Genomic DNA, 15,363 nt, shown 5'->3' with positions numbered 1-15,363 from the left:
GGGGAGAAGGGGGGCTCCGTGTAAGGCCTGAAAATGACCGACCTGCCCACCACCTCTCGCGCCTTCAAGCTCCCCACCTTCGGTCAGGTGAGCGCAACCCTGCGCTCGGGCGACATTGCCCTAGCCGCCGGCGTCATGGGCCTGATCCTGATCCTTATCGTGCCCCTGCCCGCGATCCTCGTGGACATGCTGCTGGCCATCTCGATCGTCTTCTCGGTCATGATCCTCATGACCTCGCTCTTCATCCAGAAGCCGCTCGAATTCTCGGCCTTCCCGACCGTCCTTTTGATCGCCACCATGCTGCGGCTGGGCCTAAACCTTGCCACCACGCGCCTGATCCTGTCCGAAGGCCATAACGGCACCGACGCTGCCGGCCACGTCATCGAGGCCTTCGGCAACTTCATCACCCGTGGCAATTTCGTCATCGGGATCGTGATCTTCATCATCCTGGTGATCGTCAACTTCATCGTCATCACCAAGGGTTCCGGCCGCATCGCCGAAGTCGCCGCCCGCTTCAGCCTCGATGCCATGCCCGGCAAGCAGATGGCCATCGACGCCGACCTTTCCGCCGGCCTCATCGACGAAGACACCGCCAAGAAGCGCCGCGCCGAACTCGAAGGCGAATCGGCCTTCTTCGGCAACATGGACGGTGCCTCCAAATTCGTACGCGGCGACGCCATTGCCGGCCTCATCATCACCTTTATCAACGTCTCCGCCGGCATGCTGATCGGCATCATGCAGGAAGGCCTCTCGGTCCAGGAAGCCGGCAACGTTTATACCCTCCTCACCATCGGCGACGGCCTCGTTTCCCAGATCCCCGCGCTGATCGTCTCGACCGCAGCCGGTATCCTCGTCTCCAAATCCGGCGTCACCGGTGCTGCCGACAAGGCCCTGTCGCGCCAGTTCACCGGCTATCCGCGCGCCCTGGGCATGAGCTCCGCCGTCATGGGCGCCCTCGCCTTCCTCCCCGGCATGCCCTTCATCCCCTTCATGGCCCTATCCGCCGGCGTCGGCTATCTTGCCTGGCGCGCCACCGGCACCAAGCAGGTCCGGCAAGTCGCCGAAGCCGCGCAGGAACTGGCCAAGAACGCACCCACCTCGGCTGCTCAGCCGAGCGAACCGCCGATCACCGATGCCCTCAAGATCGACGATCTCAAGCTCGAGCTCGGCTACGGCCTCCTCAGCCTCGTCAAGGAAGACGAAAACGGCTCCGATCGCCTCACCGAGCAGATCAAGGCCCTCCGCCGCCAGCTGGCGCTCGAACTCGGCTTCGTCATGCCGCCGGTGCGCATTCTTGACAACATGCAGCTCGAGCCCAACGACTACAAAGTCCGCATCAAGGAAGTCGAAGCCGGCTCCGGCCAGATCTATGCCAACCAGCTCATGGTCATGGACCCCTATGGCAACCAGATCGACCTGCCCGGCCACCACACCACCGAGCCGACCTTCGGCCTGCCAGCGACCTGGATCGAACCTGCTTTGCGCGACGAAGCCGAATTGCGCGGCCTTTCGATCATCGACCCCTCTACCGTCATCTCGACCCACCTCACCGAAGTGCTCAAGGCCAACGTCGCCGATCTATTGAGCTACGCCAACGTCCAGAGCCTCCTCACCGGCCTGCCGAAGGATCAGCAAAAGCTCGTCGAGGACATCGTGCCGAGCCAGATCACCGTTTCCGGCCTCCAGCGCGTCCTTCAGGCGCTGCTCACCGAACGCATCTCGATCCGCGATCTTTCGACCATCCTCGAGGGCATAGCCGAAATCGCCGGCTCCGGCCGCTCGGTGCAAACCATCATCGAACATGTCCGCGCCCGCCTGTCGCGCCAGCTCTGCGCCGCCAATTTGGGCCCCGATGGCAACCTGCCGCTCCTCACCCTCTCCCCGCAATGGGAACGCGATTTCGCCGAAGCCATGATCGGCGATGGCGAAAACCGTCACCTCGCCATGGCGCCATCAAAGCTCCAGCAATTCATCGGCGCCATCCAGCAGGGTTTCGAACGCGCCGCGCAGCAGGGCGAACTCCCCGTGCTGATCACCTCACCTTCGATCCGTCCCCATGTCCGCTCCATCATCGAGCGCTTCCGCCCGCAAACGGTCGTCATGAGCCAGAACGAGGTTCACCCGCGCATTCGCCTCAAGACAGTCGGCAGCGTCTAGGGCCATCCTGTGGCCAAAGTAGCCCTCATCCTGAGGTGCGAAAGAAAGTGCAGCCTCGAAGGACGAGGGCGTGGCACTAGGGTTAGATCGGCAAGCCGCCCGGCACTGTCGGCGGCAGGTCGAGCTTGGCCGCTTCGGACGAAATATCGACCTCTTCTTCCTCGGCCAGCTCGCGTTCGGCATCGTGCCAGAACTCCTGGTCCCGCCCATCCGGCTGCCCCGCCTGATCCCAAAGCTGATAGGCCCGGTCGCGGATTTTGGCTTCGTCTACACGCATGGCTTCCTCCCTTGCTGTGAACGGAAAACGCTCCGATCACAACGGAGTTGCGCTGGAACGGGCTTGTGACCGCGGGCATTGTTCAACTTGGCTTTTGGGGGCGCATCCATGCGACTTTTTTCCTGTGATCACTGCGGCAACACGATCTACTTCGAGAACGCAGTGTGCGAACGCTGCGGCCATGCTTTGGGCTATGCGCCGCGAGCCAATGCGCTTGTCTCGCTCACCGATGACAATGGCGCCTGGACCAGCCCCGCCCTCCCCGGCGAACGCCTGGTGTATTGCGCCAATGCCGAACACGCCGCCTGCAACTGGCTCGTGCCCGAGGGCGGCGAAGCCTATTGCGCCGCCTGCCGCCATAACGAGATCGTGCCCGATCTCTCCAACCCCGAAAATCTGCTGCATTGGCAAAGCATCGAGCGCGCCAAAAAGCGCCTCATGTATTCCCTGATCCGCCTTGGCCTGCCCTTGCAAGACCGCGCCGAAGACCCACAGCACGGCCTCGCCTTCCGCTTCCTCGCCGATGACCAGACCTCCCCGGTTATGACCGGCCACGAAAACGGCATCATCACCATTTCCCTTGCCGAAGCCGACGATGCGGAGCGCGAACGCCGCCGCACGCAGATGGGCGAGCCCTATCGCACCATGCTCGGCCACTTCCGCCACGAGATCGGCCACCATTATTGGGATCTCCTCGTCGACAACAAGCCGAGCCTAGACCGCTTTCGGCAGCTCTTCGGCGATGAACGCGCAGATTATGGTGAAGCGCTCAAGACCTATTACGCCAACGGCGCCCCCGACGGCTGGTACAACACCCATATCAGCGCCTATGCCACCGCCCATCCCTGGGAGGATTTCGCGGAAAGCTGGGCGCATTACCTCCACATCGTCGATACCGTCGAAATGGCTGCCGCCTACGGCATCCGCGCCCGCCCCCGCACCGGCGATGAAAACCTCGCCATCCCGCCGGTGACCTTCGACCCCTACATGGCGCCCGACATGTCGACCATCATCGACAACTGGATCCCGCTTTCGAGCCTCATCAACAATCTCAACCGCGCCGTCGGTCAACCCGACGCCTACCCCTTCATCCTCAGCCCACCCGTCATCGAAAAGCTCAGCTTCATCAACGACCTCGTCCACCAGGCCCCCGCCCTCGACAAACTGGCAGAACTCGAAGCGGCAGAAACATAGACCTGATCCTCTTGAATGACGGGGCGAAGTCCGTCCAAGCCCACCGTCCGAACTCCTCCCCCTCCTGAAGGGGGAGGCCGGGTGGGGGTCTCTTCAACACCCCGAAGCCCATGTTCATCGTCTCCCTCCCCTTGATGGAGAGGGACCAAGGGTGGGTGGAGCAACACGCGCAAAACTTGGGTTTTCAACCCGACCCCCACCAACTAAAACCCCGCTCATGACCGAGCCAGCCATCTTCCCCGTCCCCGTCTTTTCCACCCTCTGCAACGCCGCCTTCGCCCTACGCCGCGAAGTCTTCGTCTGGGAGCAAAAGGTCCCTGAAGAGGAAGAAAATGACAGCTATGATCTCACCGCCACCCACTTCGTGGCCATCCTGGCCGGTGAGGTCGTAGGCACGCTGCGGCTGATCGAGCAGCCTGAGCACGTCAAGATTGGCCGCGTCGCAGTGCGCCAGGCGTTCCGGGGCCGCGGTGTCGCCAAAAAGCTGATCGCCGCTGCCATGGCCCACGCCCGTGCCAATGGCCAAGACCGCTTTTACCTCACCGCCCAGTCCGACAAGCTCGACTTCTACGAGCGGCTCGGCTTTGTCGCTTTTGGCCCCGAATTTTCGGACGGCGGCATGCCGCATCGCGCCATGCGCGACTATGACAAGGCAACGGCGCGCCTCGTCGATTAATCCTGCGTTAAGCCATTAACCCGGCCGGCACTGGCCTGCCATCAGAACTGCGCTATTGTCCTGTTGTCAGCCAATTTGCGCGTCCCATGCCGCGCGCCAAGGCAACAAAGCAGCGCCGGGCACTGATCGGGCGCGCTGGAAAAAATAACCCCAACAATGGGGAGGCGAAAAAGGCCGGCTCTGCATAAATGCGGAAGCCGGCCTTTTGATTTCGCTTTTTGCAGGCTGCTCAAAAAAGCTGCGGAACACCTTCGCGTTTGATCGCGTTGAGCAGTCATCAGAGGGGCCATACGGCGCGCGACCGGCAAGTTTTGCGCCGCATGGCCCTGTTCACCGCAACGATGAACCTTTGGAGCCTACTATGATCCGCACGCTTCTGACTAGCACGGCAATTGCGCTGGCCCTCGGCACTGCCGCGATCGCACAGACCCCTGCGACCACCAACGAAACTGCCCCTGCCAACGAGATGGCTCCAGCCAACGAAATGGCACCCGCCAATGAGATGGCTCCGGCCAACGAAATGGCTCCGGCTAATGAAATGGCCCCTGCCAATGAAATGGCTCCGGCTGGCGATGCGATGGCTCCTGCCACCGACACCACCACAACGGCCGCTCCGACTCGCACCCCGACCAGCATCGCCACCGGCTACACTGCTGGTGAAGGCGACGCCATTGCTTCGGAAGTCCTCGGTGCCCCAATCTATTCGAGCGCTGCCGACGACGCTGAAGAAATCGGCACCGTCAACGACCTCGTCCTGTCCGCTGACGGTGACGTCCTCGCCGTTGTTATCGGCGTCGGTGGTTTCCTCGGCATCGGCGAAAAGAACGTCGCCATCGACTTCTCGGAAATGACCTACGAGATGGCTGCCGACAACACCATGCGCTGGGTGCTGCCGACCACGGCCGAAGCACTGACCGCCGCTCCGGATTTCGTCTGGGAAGACCCAGCTGATGCCGCCGCTGCCGATGCTGCCAACACCGATGCAATGGCTCCGGCTGGCGACGCAATGGCCCCGGCCGCTGACCCGGCAATGGCTCCGGCTGATCCGGGCGCCGTTTCCGAAACGCCGGCTGCCAATCCGGCAACTGCCCCTGCTGATGGCGCAATGACCACCGGCATGATGCCGCGCGAAGGCTACAACACGATCGAACGTGATGCCCTGACTGCCGAAAACCTCGATGGAGCAACCGTCATCGGCCCGGATGGAGAAGACATCGCTGAAGTCGAAGACCTCCTGCTCACCCAGGATGGCCAGATCGATGCCATGCTCGTTGACTTCGGTGGCTTCCTCGGCATCGGCCAGAAGACCGTTGCTGTTGCCCTCGACAACCTCGAGTTTGCTTCCAACGAAGGCGGCGACATCGTGATCTACAGCGACTTTACCCGCGAACAGCTTGAAGCCTTGCCTGATTACGATGAAGCAACCTATGCCAACACCCCGGCAATGCGCGCTACCGACATGTAATTGGCTCTAGCCAAAAAAACGAAAGGCCCGCTTCGGCGGGCCTTTTTGTTTAGCGTATTCATTGCACAGGTTTGCCCGGCACCACGATGTTACCTTCCCCCTCAGAGGGGAAGGCAAGCGAAGCTTAGCCGTTAGGCTTAGCGGAGCTCGGAAGGGGGTGTGCGATGCTGCATCAATCCCCTGCATCAAGTCAGGCGCCGACCTACCGCCGAAACCGCAGTCGAGCCACTTCGTCATAGCCCTCCTGCTCCAGCTTGCTCTGCTCATCCTTTTCGCGCTGATGCTCGCGCTGATCCAGAAGCTCGACCTTCTTGAGGTCTTCAAGCGCTTCCGCCAGCGCATCCTGCGCAGCCTCGAGCTTGCTCTTCATATCATTGGCCGACGCGAGAAGATTATCCCGCCGGGTCAAGGCCGCCTTGGCAAAGGTGGAATAAGCAAAATGGGCGACATCGGAAATGCCGGTCTTGGTGTGCTCGATCTCGATCTGCTGGTCGAGTTCGGACGCCATGCGCTCGAAGTCGGCCACCATCATTTCGATCTGCATGACCTGGCGGCGCTTTTCGTCCACCTGGAACTTCTTGAGCCGAATAAGGCTCTCGCTGCGCGATTTCACGACCTGTACTCCTTACACACCAAGTCAGTCCGGATCGGCCAAATACACTGACCGCTCCATCATGCCCCCGCATCCGCCTCGGCGATGATCGAAGCGAGCACGGCATAGCCCTCCCCGATCGTCGTCGTCTCGTCCCGCCGCTGACCGAGGAAGCCCTCGAGCTTTGGGTAGATGGCGATGGCGCGGTCCACGTTCGGATCTGACCCTTTCCGGTAAGCCCCCAGCCGGATCAGCTCCTCCATGTCCGAAAATATGGACATGAGTTCCCGCGCCCGCGACAGGGTGGGCCGGACATGGTCCGGAACGCACCCTGGCATGGTCCGCGAGATGGACCGGAGCACATTGACGGCCGGGTAACGCCCCCGCTCGGCAATGCCGCGCTCCATCACAATGTGCCCATCGAGAATACCGCGAACGGCATCGGCAATGGGCTCGTTGTGATCATCACCTTCCACCAAAACGGTAAAGAGACCGGTAATAGACCCCGAATTTGGCATGCCCGGACCGGCCCGTTCCAACAATCGTGGCAATTCTGTGAAAACCGTGGGCGGATATCCCTTGGCCGTTGGCGGTTCGCCGATGGCCAGACCGATCTCGCGCTGCGCCATGGCAAAGCGGGTCAACGAGTCCATCATGCAAAGCACCCGCTTGCCCTGGTCGCGAAAGAATTCCGACAGCGCCATCGAGATATAGGCCGCCTGCCGCCGCATCAGAGCCGCTTCGTCCGAAGTGGCGACGACAACAACCGCCCGGGCCAGGCCTTCCTCACCCAGATATTCCTGGATGAACTCGTGCACCTCGCGCCCGCGCTCGCCGATCAAGCCAATCACCGAAACGTCGACATCGGTATTGCGGGCCAGCATCGACATCAGCACCGATTTTCCGACACCCGAGCCGGCAAAGATGCCCATGCGCTGCCCCTCGCACATGGTCGTAAAGGTATTGAGGCATCTCACCCCAAGCTCGATCGGCTCACCCACCCGCGTGCGGTCATGCGCCGCCAGCGGCGACTGCCGTAGCGGGTAAGAGACCGCTCCGCGCAGCAATGGTCCCTTGCCATCGATGGGCTCGCCATTGGCGTTGACGACCCGCCCCAGCCACGCCTCGGATGGATTGACCGATCCGTCATGCCTCCGGAACACCGCCCGGCACCCGAGCCGCACCCCGCCCAATTCGCCGAACGGCAAGCACAGCGCGTGCCCATCGCGGAAACCGATGATCTCGGCCGCGAGGTCTCGTCCATCGGTTGCCTCGATCATCACGCGTCCGCCGACGCGCAGCTCGCGCACCGGCCCCACGATTTCGATGAGGAGGCCCTGGACCGATTTGACGCGGCCAAAGACTTCGACGTCTTCGATGGCGTCGATGGCAGAGATCAGCGCTTTCATTCAGGATGCGTTCATCAAAGGGGTCCAGGACTGCCCATTATGGTTTCCGGGCCGCCGTCGAATCGAATCGGATGGTAACCGATCGTTAACCGAAATGCCTTAATGACGATGATGATCGGCGAAATGCGCCCTGCGCTCCGGCCATCCAAAAACCCCCACATTTTCGCAGAATGCTTGAGTCCACAGAGTCGCTTGGAAGCTCTTCCTAATGTAATGCATTAAGATTTTTTCAGCCAGTTTTACGAGCATTTTCAACAAGTTAAACTTAATTCACCTTACCGAAGTTTGCGTATTGCGGATCGGAATTAAACTTTGTTAACTAATCGGGCTTAGGCTTTGATCATATCCAGTAGGGTTGGAGCGATAGAAGCAATTGGCCTTGCTTCTCGCGGGTTCCAGCAGGAACGAATGACAAGGGGAATATAATGCGGGTACTCCTTATTGAGGACGATAGCGCCACGGCGCAGAGCATCGAGTTGATGCTCAAGTCCGAAAGTTTCAACGTCTACACCACCGATCTCGGTGAAGAAGGCGTCGATCTCGGTAAGCTCTATGACTACGATATTATTCTGCTCGACTTGAACCTGCCCGATATGAGCGGGTACGAAGTCTTGCGCACGCTGCGCGTTGCCAAGGTGCAGACGCCAATTCTTATCCTGTCCGGCCTTGCCGGCATCGAGGACAAGGTCCGCGGTCTCGGTTTCGGCGCCGACGACTACATGACCAAGCCCTTCCACAAGGACGAACTCGTGGCCCGCATCCACGCCATCGTCCGCCGCTCCAAGGGCCACGCCCAGTCGGTCATCTCGACGGGCGATCTCCTTGTAAACCTTGATACAAAAACCGTCGAAGTGCAGAGCCAGCGCGTGCACCTCACCGGCAAGGAATACCAGATGCTGGAGCTCCTTTCGCTCCGCAAGGGCACCACCCTCACCAAGGAAATGTTCCTCAACCACCTCTATGGCGGCATGGACGAGCCGGAACTGAAGATCATCGACGTCTTCATCTGCAAGCTCCGCAAGAAGCTCTCGGTCGCTACCGGCGGCAAGAACTACATCGAAACCGTCTGGGGCCGCGGCTATGTGCTTCGCGAACCTGACGAAAACGAGACCTACAGCGATAAGGTCGCCTAAGTCCTTCGAGCACACGCTCCTTCAAAACCCCGCGCCGCCAGCGCGGGGTTTTCGTTTTGACGGCCCCGGAACCAGCAGCATAAGCGCCACGTTCTGCCCTCAGAGCTTTTGGGGGTCTTGTTATGCCGAACATGTCGCAGCGCCTGCGCGAACCGTTGGTCCTGACTATTCTTGTCCTTGCGGTCGCCGGTTGGCTGGCCTTTCTTGCCGTCTGGATCAACAGCTCGGGCCAGTCGAGCAATCTCCAGAGCCAAGTTGCAACCCTGACCAGCGAGCGCGACAGCTTGCGCGGTGACCTCACTCTTCGCGAGCAGTCCGACGGCGCCCTCGCCGATGTCGAAGCCGAACTCGCGACCCTTCAGCAGCAGCGCGACGAAGCCGCCGCTGCGCTCGAAACCGCAAACACCGATCTTGCCGCTCGTCGCAGCGAGCTTGACACCACCACCCAGGACCTCGCTACGCGACGCTCGGAAGCGGGTGCCTTTGAAGAAGATCTAGCCGCTGCAACCACGCAGACCCAAGAATTGGCTGCCCGCCAAGCATCGCTCCAAGCCGAAATTCAAAGCTCGAACCAGCAATTGCTTGATGTCGGCACACGTCTCGAAGAAGCGCGCCGCCAGGAAGAAACCGCTGCGAACAATCTCGCCAAGATCGCCGAAGAAGCCGCCACTGCCACGGCAAGCCTTGCTGAAACACAGTCGGAGCTTCAGTCCTCCCGCAACGAGTTGAACACCGCTCAGCAGGAGCTCGCCGACAGCAGCACGCAGACGGAAGCCGCCCGCACCGAGGTTGCCGACCTTGAGGCGCAGGCAGCAGAACTGGAAGCGCGTCAGGCCCAGCTCCAGAATGACGTCAACGGCTACCAGGAACAGCTGACCATTCTGCAGCCCCAGGTCGAGGAACTGACCGCTACCCTTGCCCAGCGCTCGAGCGAACTCCAGAACGTCGAGACAGAGATCGCCCGGTCGGTTGTAATCCCAGCTGCTGAAGCTGCCGCAACCCCGGTCGGCGCGATTTACAACGTCGGCGCCGAAGGTCCTGCCCGTGGCATCTCCCTAACCCTCAACGACGACGAAACCTTTGAACTCCGCGACCGCATCAATCGGACCGTCACCGGCTCCTATACTCTTTCGCAGGACCAGTTGGTTCTGACAGACGCTACCGGCCGTCTCGGTAACGCAACCTTCCCAATGACCTGTCCGCTGGAGCAGGACGAAACCGGCTTCACCATAGGGGAAGCAGCGGACTGCCCGCTGACCGGGCTGCGCTTCGACAGAGTGGAACCCGATACGGCGGAATAAGAGAGCGGCGCTTCGGCGCCGCTTTCATTCGTGTCGAACCCGCTCCTCGCCAATCGTCAACACGATGCCACTTGACGATTGCAGCCGAGGCTTCATGTTCTCTCCCCTGTTCTGTGTACTAAGAGAACAAGCTCATGACCGACACGACTATGCGCGATCGGCGGGAGACGGACCGAGCCATCACCACGGTCTGGCGTGTCGAGCAGGCGCGCGTCATCGCCAGCCTCACCCGCATGGTGCGCGACATTTCTCTTGCCGAGGAGCTGGCGCAGGAAGCACTGATGGCTGCCCTCCGCACCTGGCCGGAAACGGGCGTGCCGCGCAATCCCGGTGCTTGGCTGATGCAGGCGGGCAAGCGCAAGGCCATCGACTATTTCCGTCACCGCAAAATGGCCGCAGGCAAGCTCGAAGAGATCGGCCGCACGGTGGAGGACGAGGTGCCTGACACCGAAACCGCCCTCCACGACGCCCTCGATGACGATGTCGGCGACGACTTGCTGCGCCTGATCTTCACCTCCTGCCACCCGATCCTGCCGCCGGAATCCCGTGTCGCGCTCACCTTGCGGCTGATTGGCGGCCTCACCACGGAAGAAATCGCGCGCGCCTTCCTGGCCCAGGACACCGCGATCGGCCAGCGCATCGTCCGCGCCAAGAAAACCATTGCCGACGCCGGTGTGCCCTTCGAGGTGCCACGAGGCGAAGAGCGCGAGGAGCGCGTCGCCTCAGTCCTCGGCGTGCTCTACCTCATCTTCAACGAGGGCTATTCCGCTACCGCTGGCCAGGATTGGATGCGCCCGCAGCTCTGCGAAGAAGCCATGCGCATGGGGCGCACGCTAGCTCAGCTCATGCCCAACGAGCCTGAAGTGCATGGCCTTCTGGCGCTGATGGAAATTCAGCATTCCCGCGCCAAGGCGCGCACAAACAGCAAAGGCGAGCCGGTCCTCTTGATGGACCAGAACCGCGCCACCTGGGACCAGTTGATGATCCGCCGCGGCCTCTACGGACTAGCCCGTGCGCAGAACCTTGGCGGCATCGCCGGACCTTACACGCTCCAGGCCGCCATCGCCGCCTGCCACGCCCGCGCTCGCAAAGCCGAGGACACCGATTGGGGCCAGATCGCCGCCCTCTACGGACTCCTCAACCAGGTCACCCCGTCGCCCGTTATCGAACTCAACCGCGCCGTCGCCGTCTCCATGGCTCAGGGCCCCGAAGCGGCCCTGCCCATCGTCGAAAAGCTTCGCAGCGGCAAAACGCTCGAAAACTACCACCTGCTCTACGGTGTCCACGGCGATCTCTTGCGCAAACTGGGGCGCCACCAGGAGGCAAACACCGCATTTCTCCGCGCGGCAGAGCTCACCAAGAATGATCGAGAAAGGGCATTTCTACTAGGCCGGGCGGCAGAATCTACCACCTAAACCTCATCCTGAGCATGTCGAAGGACGAGGTCGCAGCCCCCAGCCTCTGTGCGCCCGACCTCGTGGTTCGACTAGCTCACCATGAGGTCTCCAAAAGCTAAGCCGCTTTCAGCGCCGCCATGTCGAATTTGCTTTCCAGCACCTGCCGGTCAAATGGCTTCATCATGTAGTCATCGGCCCCCGACTTCAGCGCCTGGGCAATTGCACCGATATCGTTCTCGACCGTGCAATAGATGATGCGCGGCGTTTCCCCGCCGATGTAGCTGCGCAGAAGTTTGAGGAACTCCAGCCCGCTCATGATGGGCATGTTCCAGTCAAGCAGGATCGCGTCCGGCATGTCGAGCCGGCACTTGTCCATGGCTTCCTGGCCGTCCTCGGCCTCGTCCACCGTATAGTCGAGATCTTCCAGAATGCGCCGCGCGACTTTGCGCACTACGCTGGAATCATCAACGATGAGGCAGGTCGGCATGGCAGTGCCCCGAACAAGGAAATCCGGTCCGACTATGCCGGACCAGTGGTTCGGAAATCGTTACCCCAATTGTTCTATTCGGCGGCTTGCGCCTGGGCCTTGGGTGTTGCGGTAAAGAAGAACATCTCGTTTTCGAGCCCGATATTGAGCTCCATGTCCGTCATGCGCGCCAGAAGTCCGGTATAGAACGGCTGGATTCCCCGCGCGTCGACTGCGCCTTCTTCCGGCATGCCGGAGAGGAGCCCCGCCGAGCCTGACGGCACCAGCGTGCGCTGCCGCTTTTCGGGATCGGATTTCGAGCTGAACTCGAATTTTTCTTCCCCTGCCGGCCCGGAGATCTTGGCTGAAACCACGCCCCCGCGCGGCACCGAACCTGCTGCGATCAGCAGCATGTTCATGAAGAGCTTGGCCTTGTGCTTGGGCAAAAGGATCAGCGGCACGTCCCACTCGAGGTCGGCCTTTTCGATCTCGAACAGGATGCGCGCCACGCGCTCGCATTCGCGCGTATCGATATCCGTGCCGGCAGTCGAAGAAGCGCCATAGGCCAGGCGGGCGAATTCAAGCTTGGCCCGGCTTTGCTTGGCGGCACTGGCGATCAGGTCGCGTGCGCCCTCCGCCATTTCGCTCTGGTTGGGATCGTCGAGCACTTCGAGCCCGTTGCCGATCGCCCCGATCGGGTTGATCAGGTCGTGGCAAACCCGCGAGCACAGCATGGCGGCAAGGTCGGTCGCCTTGAGCTCGATAACATCCATGGGCTTGGTCTCCGGAGGGCAAGGGGAATCAGTTGAAGGGACAATAAAGCGGCTTTGAATACGGCACTACCGGGTCGAGAGCGATTTGGACAAGACCTGCCAATGCTCCTGTCCTCGTAACGCCGCAGCATCCGGCGCCAGCAGAAAGGCCTCGCGATTGGCGGCAGAATAAAAGAGATAGAGCCGCTGTTTATAGACGGCGTAGATCAAGGGATCGGCATCGGAAACAAAGCCGCGCGCCATGCTCATGGCGCCATGCCCCCCATATTGCGGCGCATAAATTTTGGGCTGACGTTCGAACACGTCGCGATTGGCTTTGTTGGCGAAAAGCCAGGGTGCGCCCATCCACACCACTTCATAGTCCGGCTTTCCCGGCAGTGGTGCATCTTCGGTAAAGTAGCTGACCGGATCCATGCCGCCGATCGCCAGCCCCGTTAGCGGGTCGGTCTCGACCCAATCGACGATCGACTGCGCCTTAACACTGGTGGCGGCAAGCGGCCCAAAAAGCGGCAGCATGACGGCGATCATGGTTAAGATTTGTTTAGAGGTTTGCGTCATGATCCAGGCCAGTGATCGGCTGCCGATGCGCTCATTGTGGCGCGCAAGACCTAAGGTCTTCCTAAGCAGGCTGGTCTCAAGGGGAGATCGAACCATGCTGAAAAAGATCGCACAGCTTCTAGGCGTCGTGCTTGCTCTGGCAGTGCCCGCCACTCCAGCATTGGCGCAGCAGGGCGGCTCCTTGGGCGATACGTTCTCTGGCGAAGAGATCATCAACAACGGGCAGGAATTCTTCGGCTCCGCCGCCCAGGGCTTGGCATCGGTAGTCGAAAACGCGGTCAGCCAATATGGCCAGCCTAATGGTTATATCCTCGGCGAAGAAGCCGGTGGCGCCCTCTTTATCGGCGCGAAATACGGTGAGGGCACGCTCTACACCCGCAATGCCGGCCAGTTTTCGATTTATTGGCAAGGCCCCAGCATCGGGCTCGACGTCGGCGGCGATGGCTCCAAGGTCATGATGCTGGTCTATAATCTGACCTCGATCCAGGACATTCTGGGCCGCTATCCCGGCGTCGACGGCTCCGCTTATGTCATCGGCGGCGTCGGCATGACCGTGACCAAGCGCGCCGATGTCGTCGTTGTTCCGATCCGCTCCGGCGTTGGCGCCCGCCTTGGCATCAATGTCGGCTACCTCAATTTCACCGCACAGCCCACCTGGAATCCCTTCTGAGCGAACTTCGACCGCCCCTGTTAGGGTTAATCCTTCCGCAAGCCGCAGCGCACCCATTCTTTGCTGCCACATCCGACGCCGTCAGCTATAAGCGATCCTAGTCGCCGCCGGAGTTTGCTCGATGCTGATCGAGAACATGATGTATTTTGCGCTGGGCCTGCTTGTGGCAGGGCTGGTCGCACTCGTGGTCATGCCGGCGGTTTGGAAACGCGCCGTTCGCCTCACCAAGCGCCGCATCGAAGCCGCGACCCCGATCACCATGGCCGAGTTCCGCGCCGATAAGGATCAACTTCGCGCCGAATTCGCGCTCTCGACCCGCCGCCTCGAAATGAACGTCGAAACGCTTCGCAAGCGCCTCGCCGAGCAGCTGGGCGACGTCAATCAGAAGCGCACCGATCTTGGTGCCCTCAAGGCCGAACGTGAAAAGCACCTGGCCATCGTCAGCGAACTCGAAACGCGCGAGGTGGAGCTGCGCGCCCGCGTGCTCGAACTGGAAAAAGAAGGCGCCGATCTTGCCCAGCGGCTTCGCATGCGCGACCGTGAAGCGGAAACGCGTACTGAAGAAATCGAAACCCTGCGCAATTCACTGCGCGGTGGTCTTGCTGCCGCCACCAAGATCGACGGGCTTTCGCTCTCCGGCACATATGACGAGGACATCGATCAGCTGACCACCGCCCTTGCCATCGAGCGCAAGCGCGCCGCTTTTCTTGAAGAGCAGGCGAACAGCCTGATCTCACGCCTCGAAAACTCCGATCGCCGCAGCGCCGAAGCCACTGCCGCCATCGCGCAGATGCGCGATGCCCTCGCCGGACGCGACCGTCAGCGCGAGGACGATGCTCAGGAATTGGTCGCAGCCGAAGCCCGCATTGCCAGTGCCGAAAACCGTCTTAACGCCATCCTGGCCGAGACTTCCGCTACGGTAGAACGCAGTGAAGGCCGGGTCGAGCAGCTCCTGGCCGACAAGCTCTCCATGGAGGACGAGCTCGAAACCCTGCGCGCAAAGGTCGGCAATGTCGAAGCCGGCATCATGGCCGATTGGGAAAGCGAGCGCTTCGAGGAAGCCCATCTCCGCGAAAAACTCAACGACATCGCCGCCAGCGTTTCCCGCCTCGTTTATGCCGTAGACACCGACAGCAAACCGAGCGGCAGCACCGAGGAAAGCCTCTTCGACCGCGTCCAGCGCTTTGCCGACGACGGCGAAAGCACCGACGTCATGCCCGCCCCCGCTCAAAACGGCCGCGGCAAAGTCTCCGACCGGCTGCAGGCACTCAAGGAAATCCAGGGCCGCTAAAGCG

Annotated in this window: 15 protein-coding genes; 9 read left to right on the top strand and 6 right to left on the bottom strand. The window is 61.3% G+C overall.

Translation table 11 applies throughout. The annotated features are described in order from the left end of the window. Nucleotides 1–33 precede the first annotated feature (33 nt). Nucleotides 34–2,157 (top strand): flagellar biosynthesis protein FlhA, encoded by a 2,124-nt coding sequence (flhA, locus tag JI748_RS01035; RefSeq protein ID WP_201634037.1) that lies wholly within the window; start codon nucleotides 34–36, stop codon nucleotides 2,155–2,157. Between the two features lie 82 nt (nucleotides 2,158–2,239). Here flhA and JI748_RS01030 read toward each other — a convergent pair whose 3' ends face one another. Then, nucleotides 2,240–2,434, bottom strand: a complete 195-nt coding sequence (locus JI748_RS01030) for a DUF2934 domain-containing protein (protein WP_164534680.1) — start codon at nucleotides 2,432–2,434, stop codon at nucleotides 2,240–2,242. 108 nt (nucleotides 2,435–2,542) lie between these two features. Here JI748_RS01030 and JI748_RS01025 point away from each other — a divergent pair, with 108 nt between their 5' ends. The 3 genes from JI748_RS01025 (at nucleotide 2,543) to JI748_RS01015 (ending at nucleotide 5,769) form a co-directional block, all read left to right on the top strand. Next, nucleotides 2,543–3,628 (top strand): zinc-binding metallopeptidase family protein, encoded by a 1,086-nt coding sequence (locus JI748_RS01025; protein ID WP_201634034.1) that lies wholly within the window; start codon nucleotides 2,543–2,545, stop codon nucleotides 3,626–3,628. Nucleotides 3,629–3,845: 217 nt separating this feature from the next. Then, a complete protein-coding gene (locus tag JI748_RS01020) occupies nucleotides 3,846–4,304 on the top strand; it encodes a GNAT family N-acetyltransferase (protein ID WP_201634031.1) in 459 nt (152 codons plus the stop codon). Between the two features lie 361 nt (nucleotides 4,305–4,665). Beyond that, on the top strand, nucleotides 4,666–5,769 hold the full coding sequence (locus JI748_RS01015; protein WP_201634028.1) for a PRC-barrel domain-containing protein: 1,104 nt from the start codon (nucleotides 4,666–4,668) through the stop codon (nucleotides 5,767–5,769). 202 nt (nucleotides 5,770–5,971) lie between these two features. Here the strand turns inward: JI748_RS01015 and fliJ are convergent, their stop codons facing one another. Next, a complete protein-coding gene (fliJ, locus tag JI748_RS01010) occupies nucleotides 5,972–6,382 on the bottom strand; it encodes a flagellar export protein FliJ (RefSeq protein WP_164534683.1) in 411 nt (136 codons plus the stop codon). 59 nt (nucleotides 6,383–6,441) lie between these two features. Continuing rightward, a complete protein-coding gene (gene fliI / locus JI748_RS01005) occupies nucleotides 6,442–7,770 on the bottom strand; it encodes a flagellar protein export ATPase FliI (protein WP_201634025.1) in 1,329 nt (442 codons plus the stop codon). 425 nt (nucleotides 7,771–8,195) lie between these two features. Here fliI and ctrA point away from each other — a divergent pair, with 425 nt between their 5' ends. From ctrA to JI748_RS00990, 3 genes are all read left to right on the top strand, one after another. Next, entirely contained in the window at nucleotides 8,196–8,903 is a 708-nt protein-coding gene (gene ctrA, locus JI748_RS01000; protein WP_201634022.1) for a response regulator transcription factor CtrA, read from the top strand. A 122-nt stretch (nucleotides 8,904–9,025) separates the two neighbouring features. Next, nucleotides 9,026–10,204, top strand: coding sequence for a coiled-coil domain-containing protein (locus tag JI748_RS00995; protein WP_201634019.1), 1,179 nt, complete (start codon nucleotides 9,026–9,028; stop codon nucleotides 10,202–10,204). 134 nt (nucleotides 10,205–10,338) lie between these two features. Then, nucleotides 10,339–11,619 (top strand): RNA polymerase sigma factor, encoded by a 1,281-nt coding sequence (locus JI748_RS00990; protein ID WP_233280585.1) that lies wholly within the window; start codon nucleotides 10,339–10,341, stop codon nucleotides 11,617–11,619. 97 nt (nucleotides 11,620–11,716) lie between these two features. Here the strand turns inward: JI748_RS00990 and JI748_RS00985 are convergent, their stop codons facing one another. From JI748_RS00985 to JI748_RS00975, 3 genes are all read right to left on the bottom strand, one after another. After that, a complete protein-coding gene (locus JI748_RS00985; RefSeq protein WP_201634016.1) occupies nucleotides 11,717–12,088 on the bottom strand; it encodes a response regulator in 372 nt (123 codons plus the stop codon). A 74-nt stretch (nucleotides 12,089–12,162) separates the two neighbouring features. Next, complete coding sequence (gene chpT, locus JI748_RS00980) at nucleotides 12,163–12,840, bottom strand: histidine phosphotransferase ChpT (RefSeq protein WP_201634013.1); 678 nt, start codon at nucleotides 12,838–12,840, stop codon at nucleotides 12,163–12,165. A 66-nt stretch (nucleotides 12,841–12,906) separates the two neighbouring features. Then, entirely contained in the window at nucleotides 12,907–13,368 is a 462-nt protein-coding gene (locus JI748_RS00975; protein ID WP_201634010.1) for a YHS domain-containing (seleno)protein, read from the bottom strand. A 124-nt stretch (nucleotides 13,369–13,492) separates the two neighbouring features. Here JI748_RS00975 and JI748_RS00970 point away from each other — a divergent pair, with 124 nt between their 5' ends. Both JI748_RS00970 and JI748_RS00965 read left to right on the top strand, forming a co-directional pair. Beyond that, the gene (locus tag JI748_RS00970) at nucleotides 13,493–14,068 is read left to right on the top strand and encodes a DUF1134 domain-containing protein (protein WP_201634007.1); all 576 of its coding nucleotides are present in this window, start codon (nucleotides 13,493–13,495) and stop codon (nucleotides 14,066–14,068) included. 121 nt (nucleotides 14,069–14,189) lie between these two features. Beyond that, nucleotides 14,190–15,359: a coiled-coil domain-containing protein gene (locus tag JI748_RS00965; protein ID WP_201634004.1), complete on the top strand. Its 1,170-nt coding sequence runs from the start codon at nucleotides 14,190–14,192 to the stop codon at nucleotides 15,357–15,359. Nucleotides 15,360–15,363 lie beyond the last annotated feature (4 nt).

This window comes from Devosia rhizoryzae, assembly GCF_016698665.1.
Taxonomy (GTDB): Bacteria; Pseudomonadota; Alphaproteobacteria; order Rhizobiales; family Devosiaceae; genus Devosia; species Devosia rhizoryzae.
Note: the sequence above shows the minus strand (reverse complement) of the source record. Positions and strands in the feature narration are given on the sequence as shown.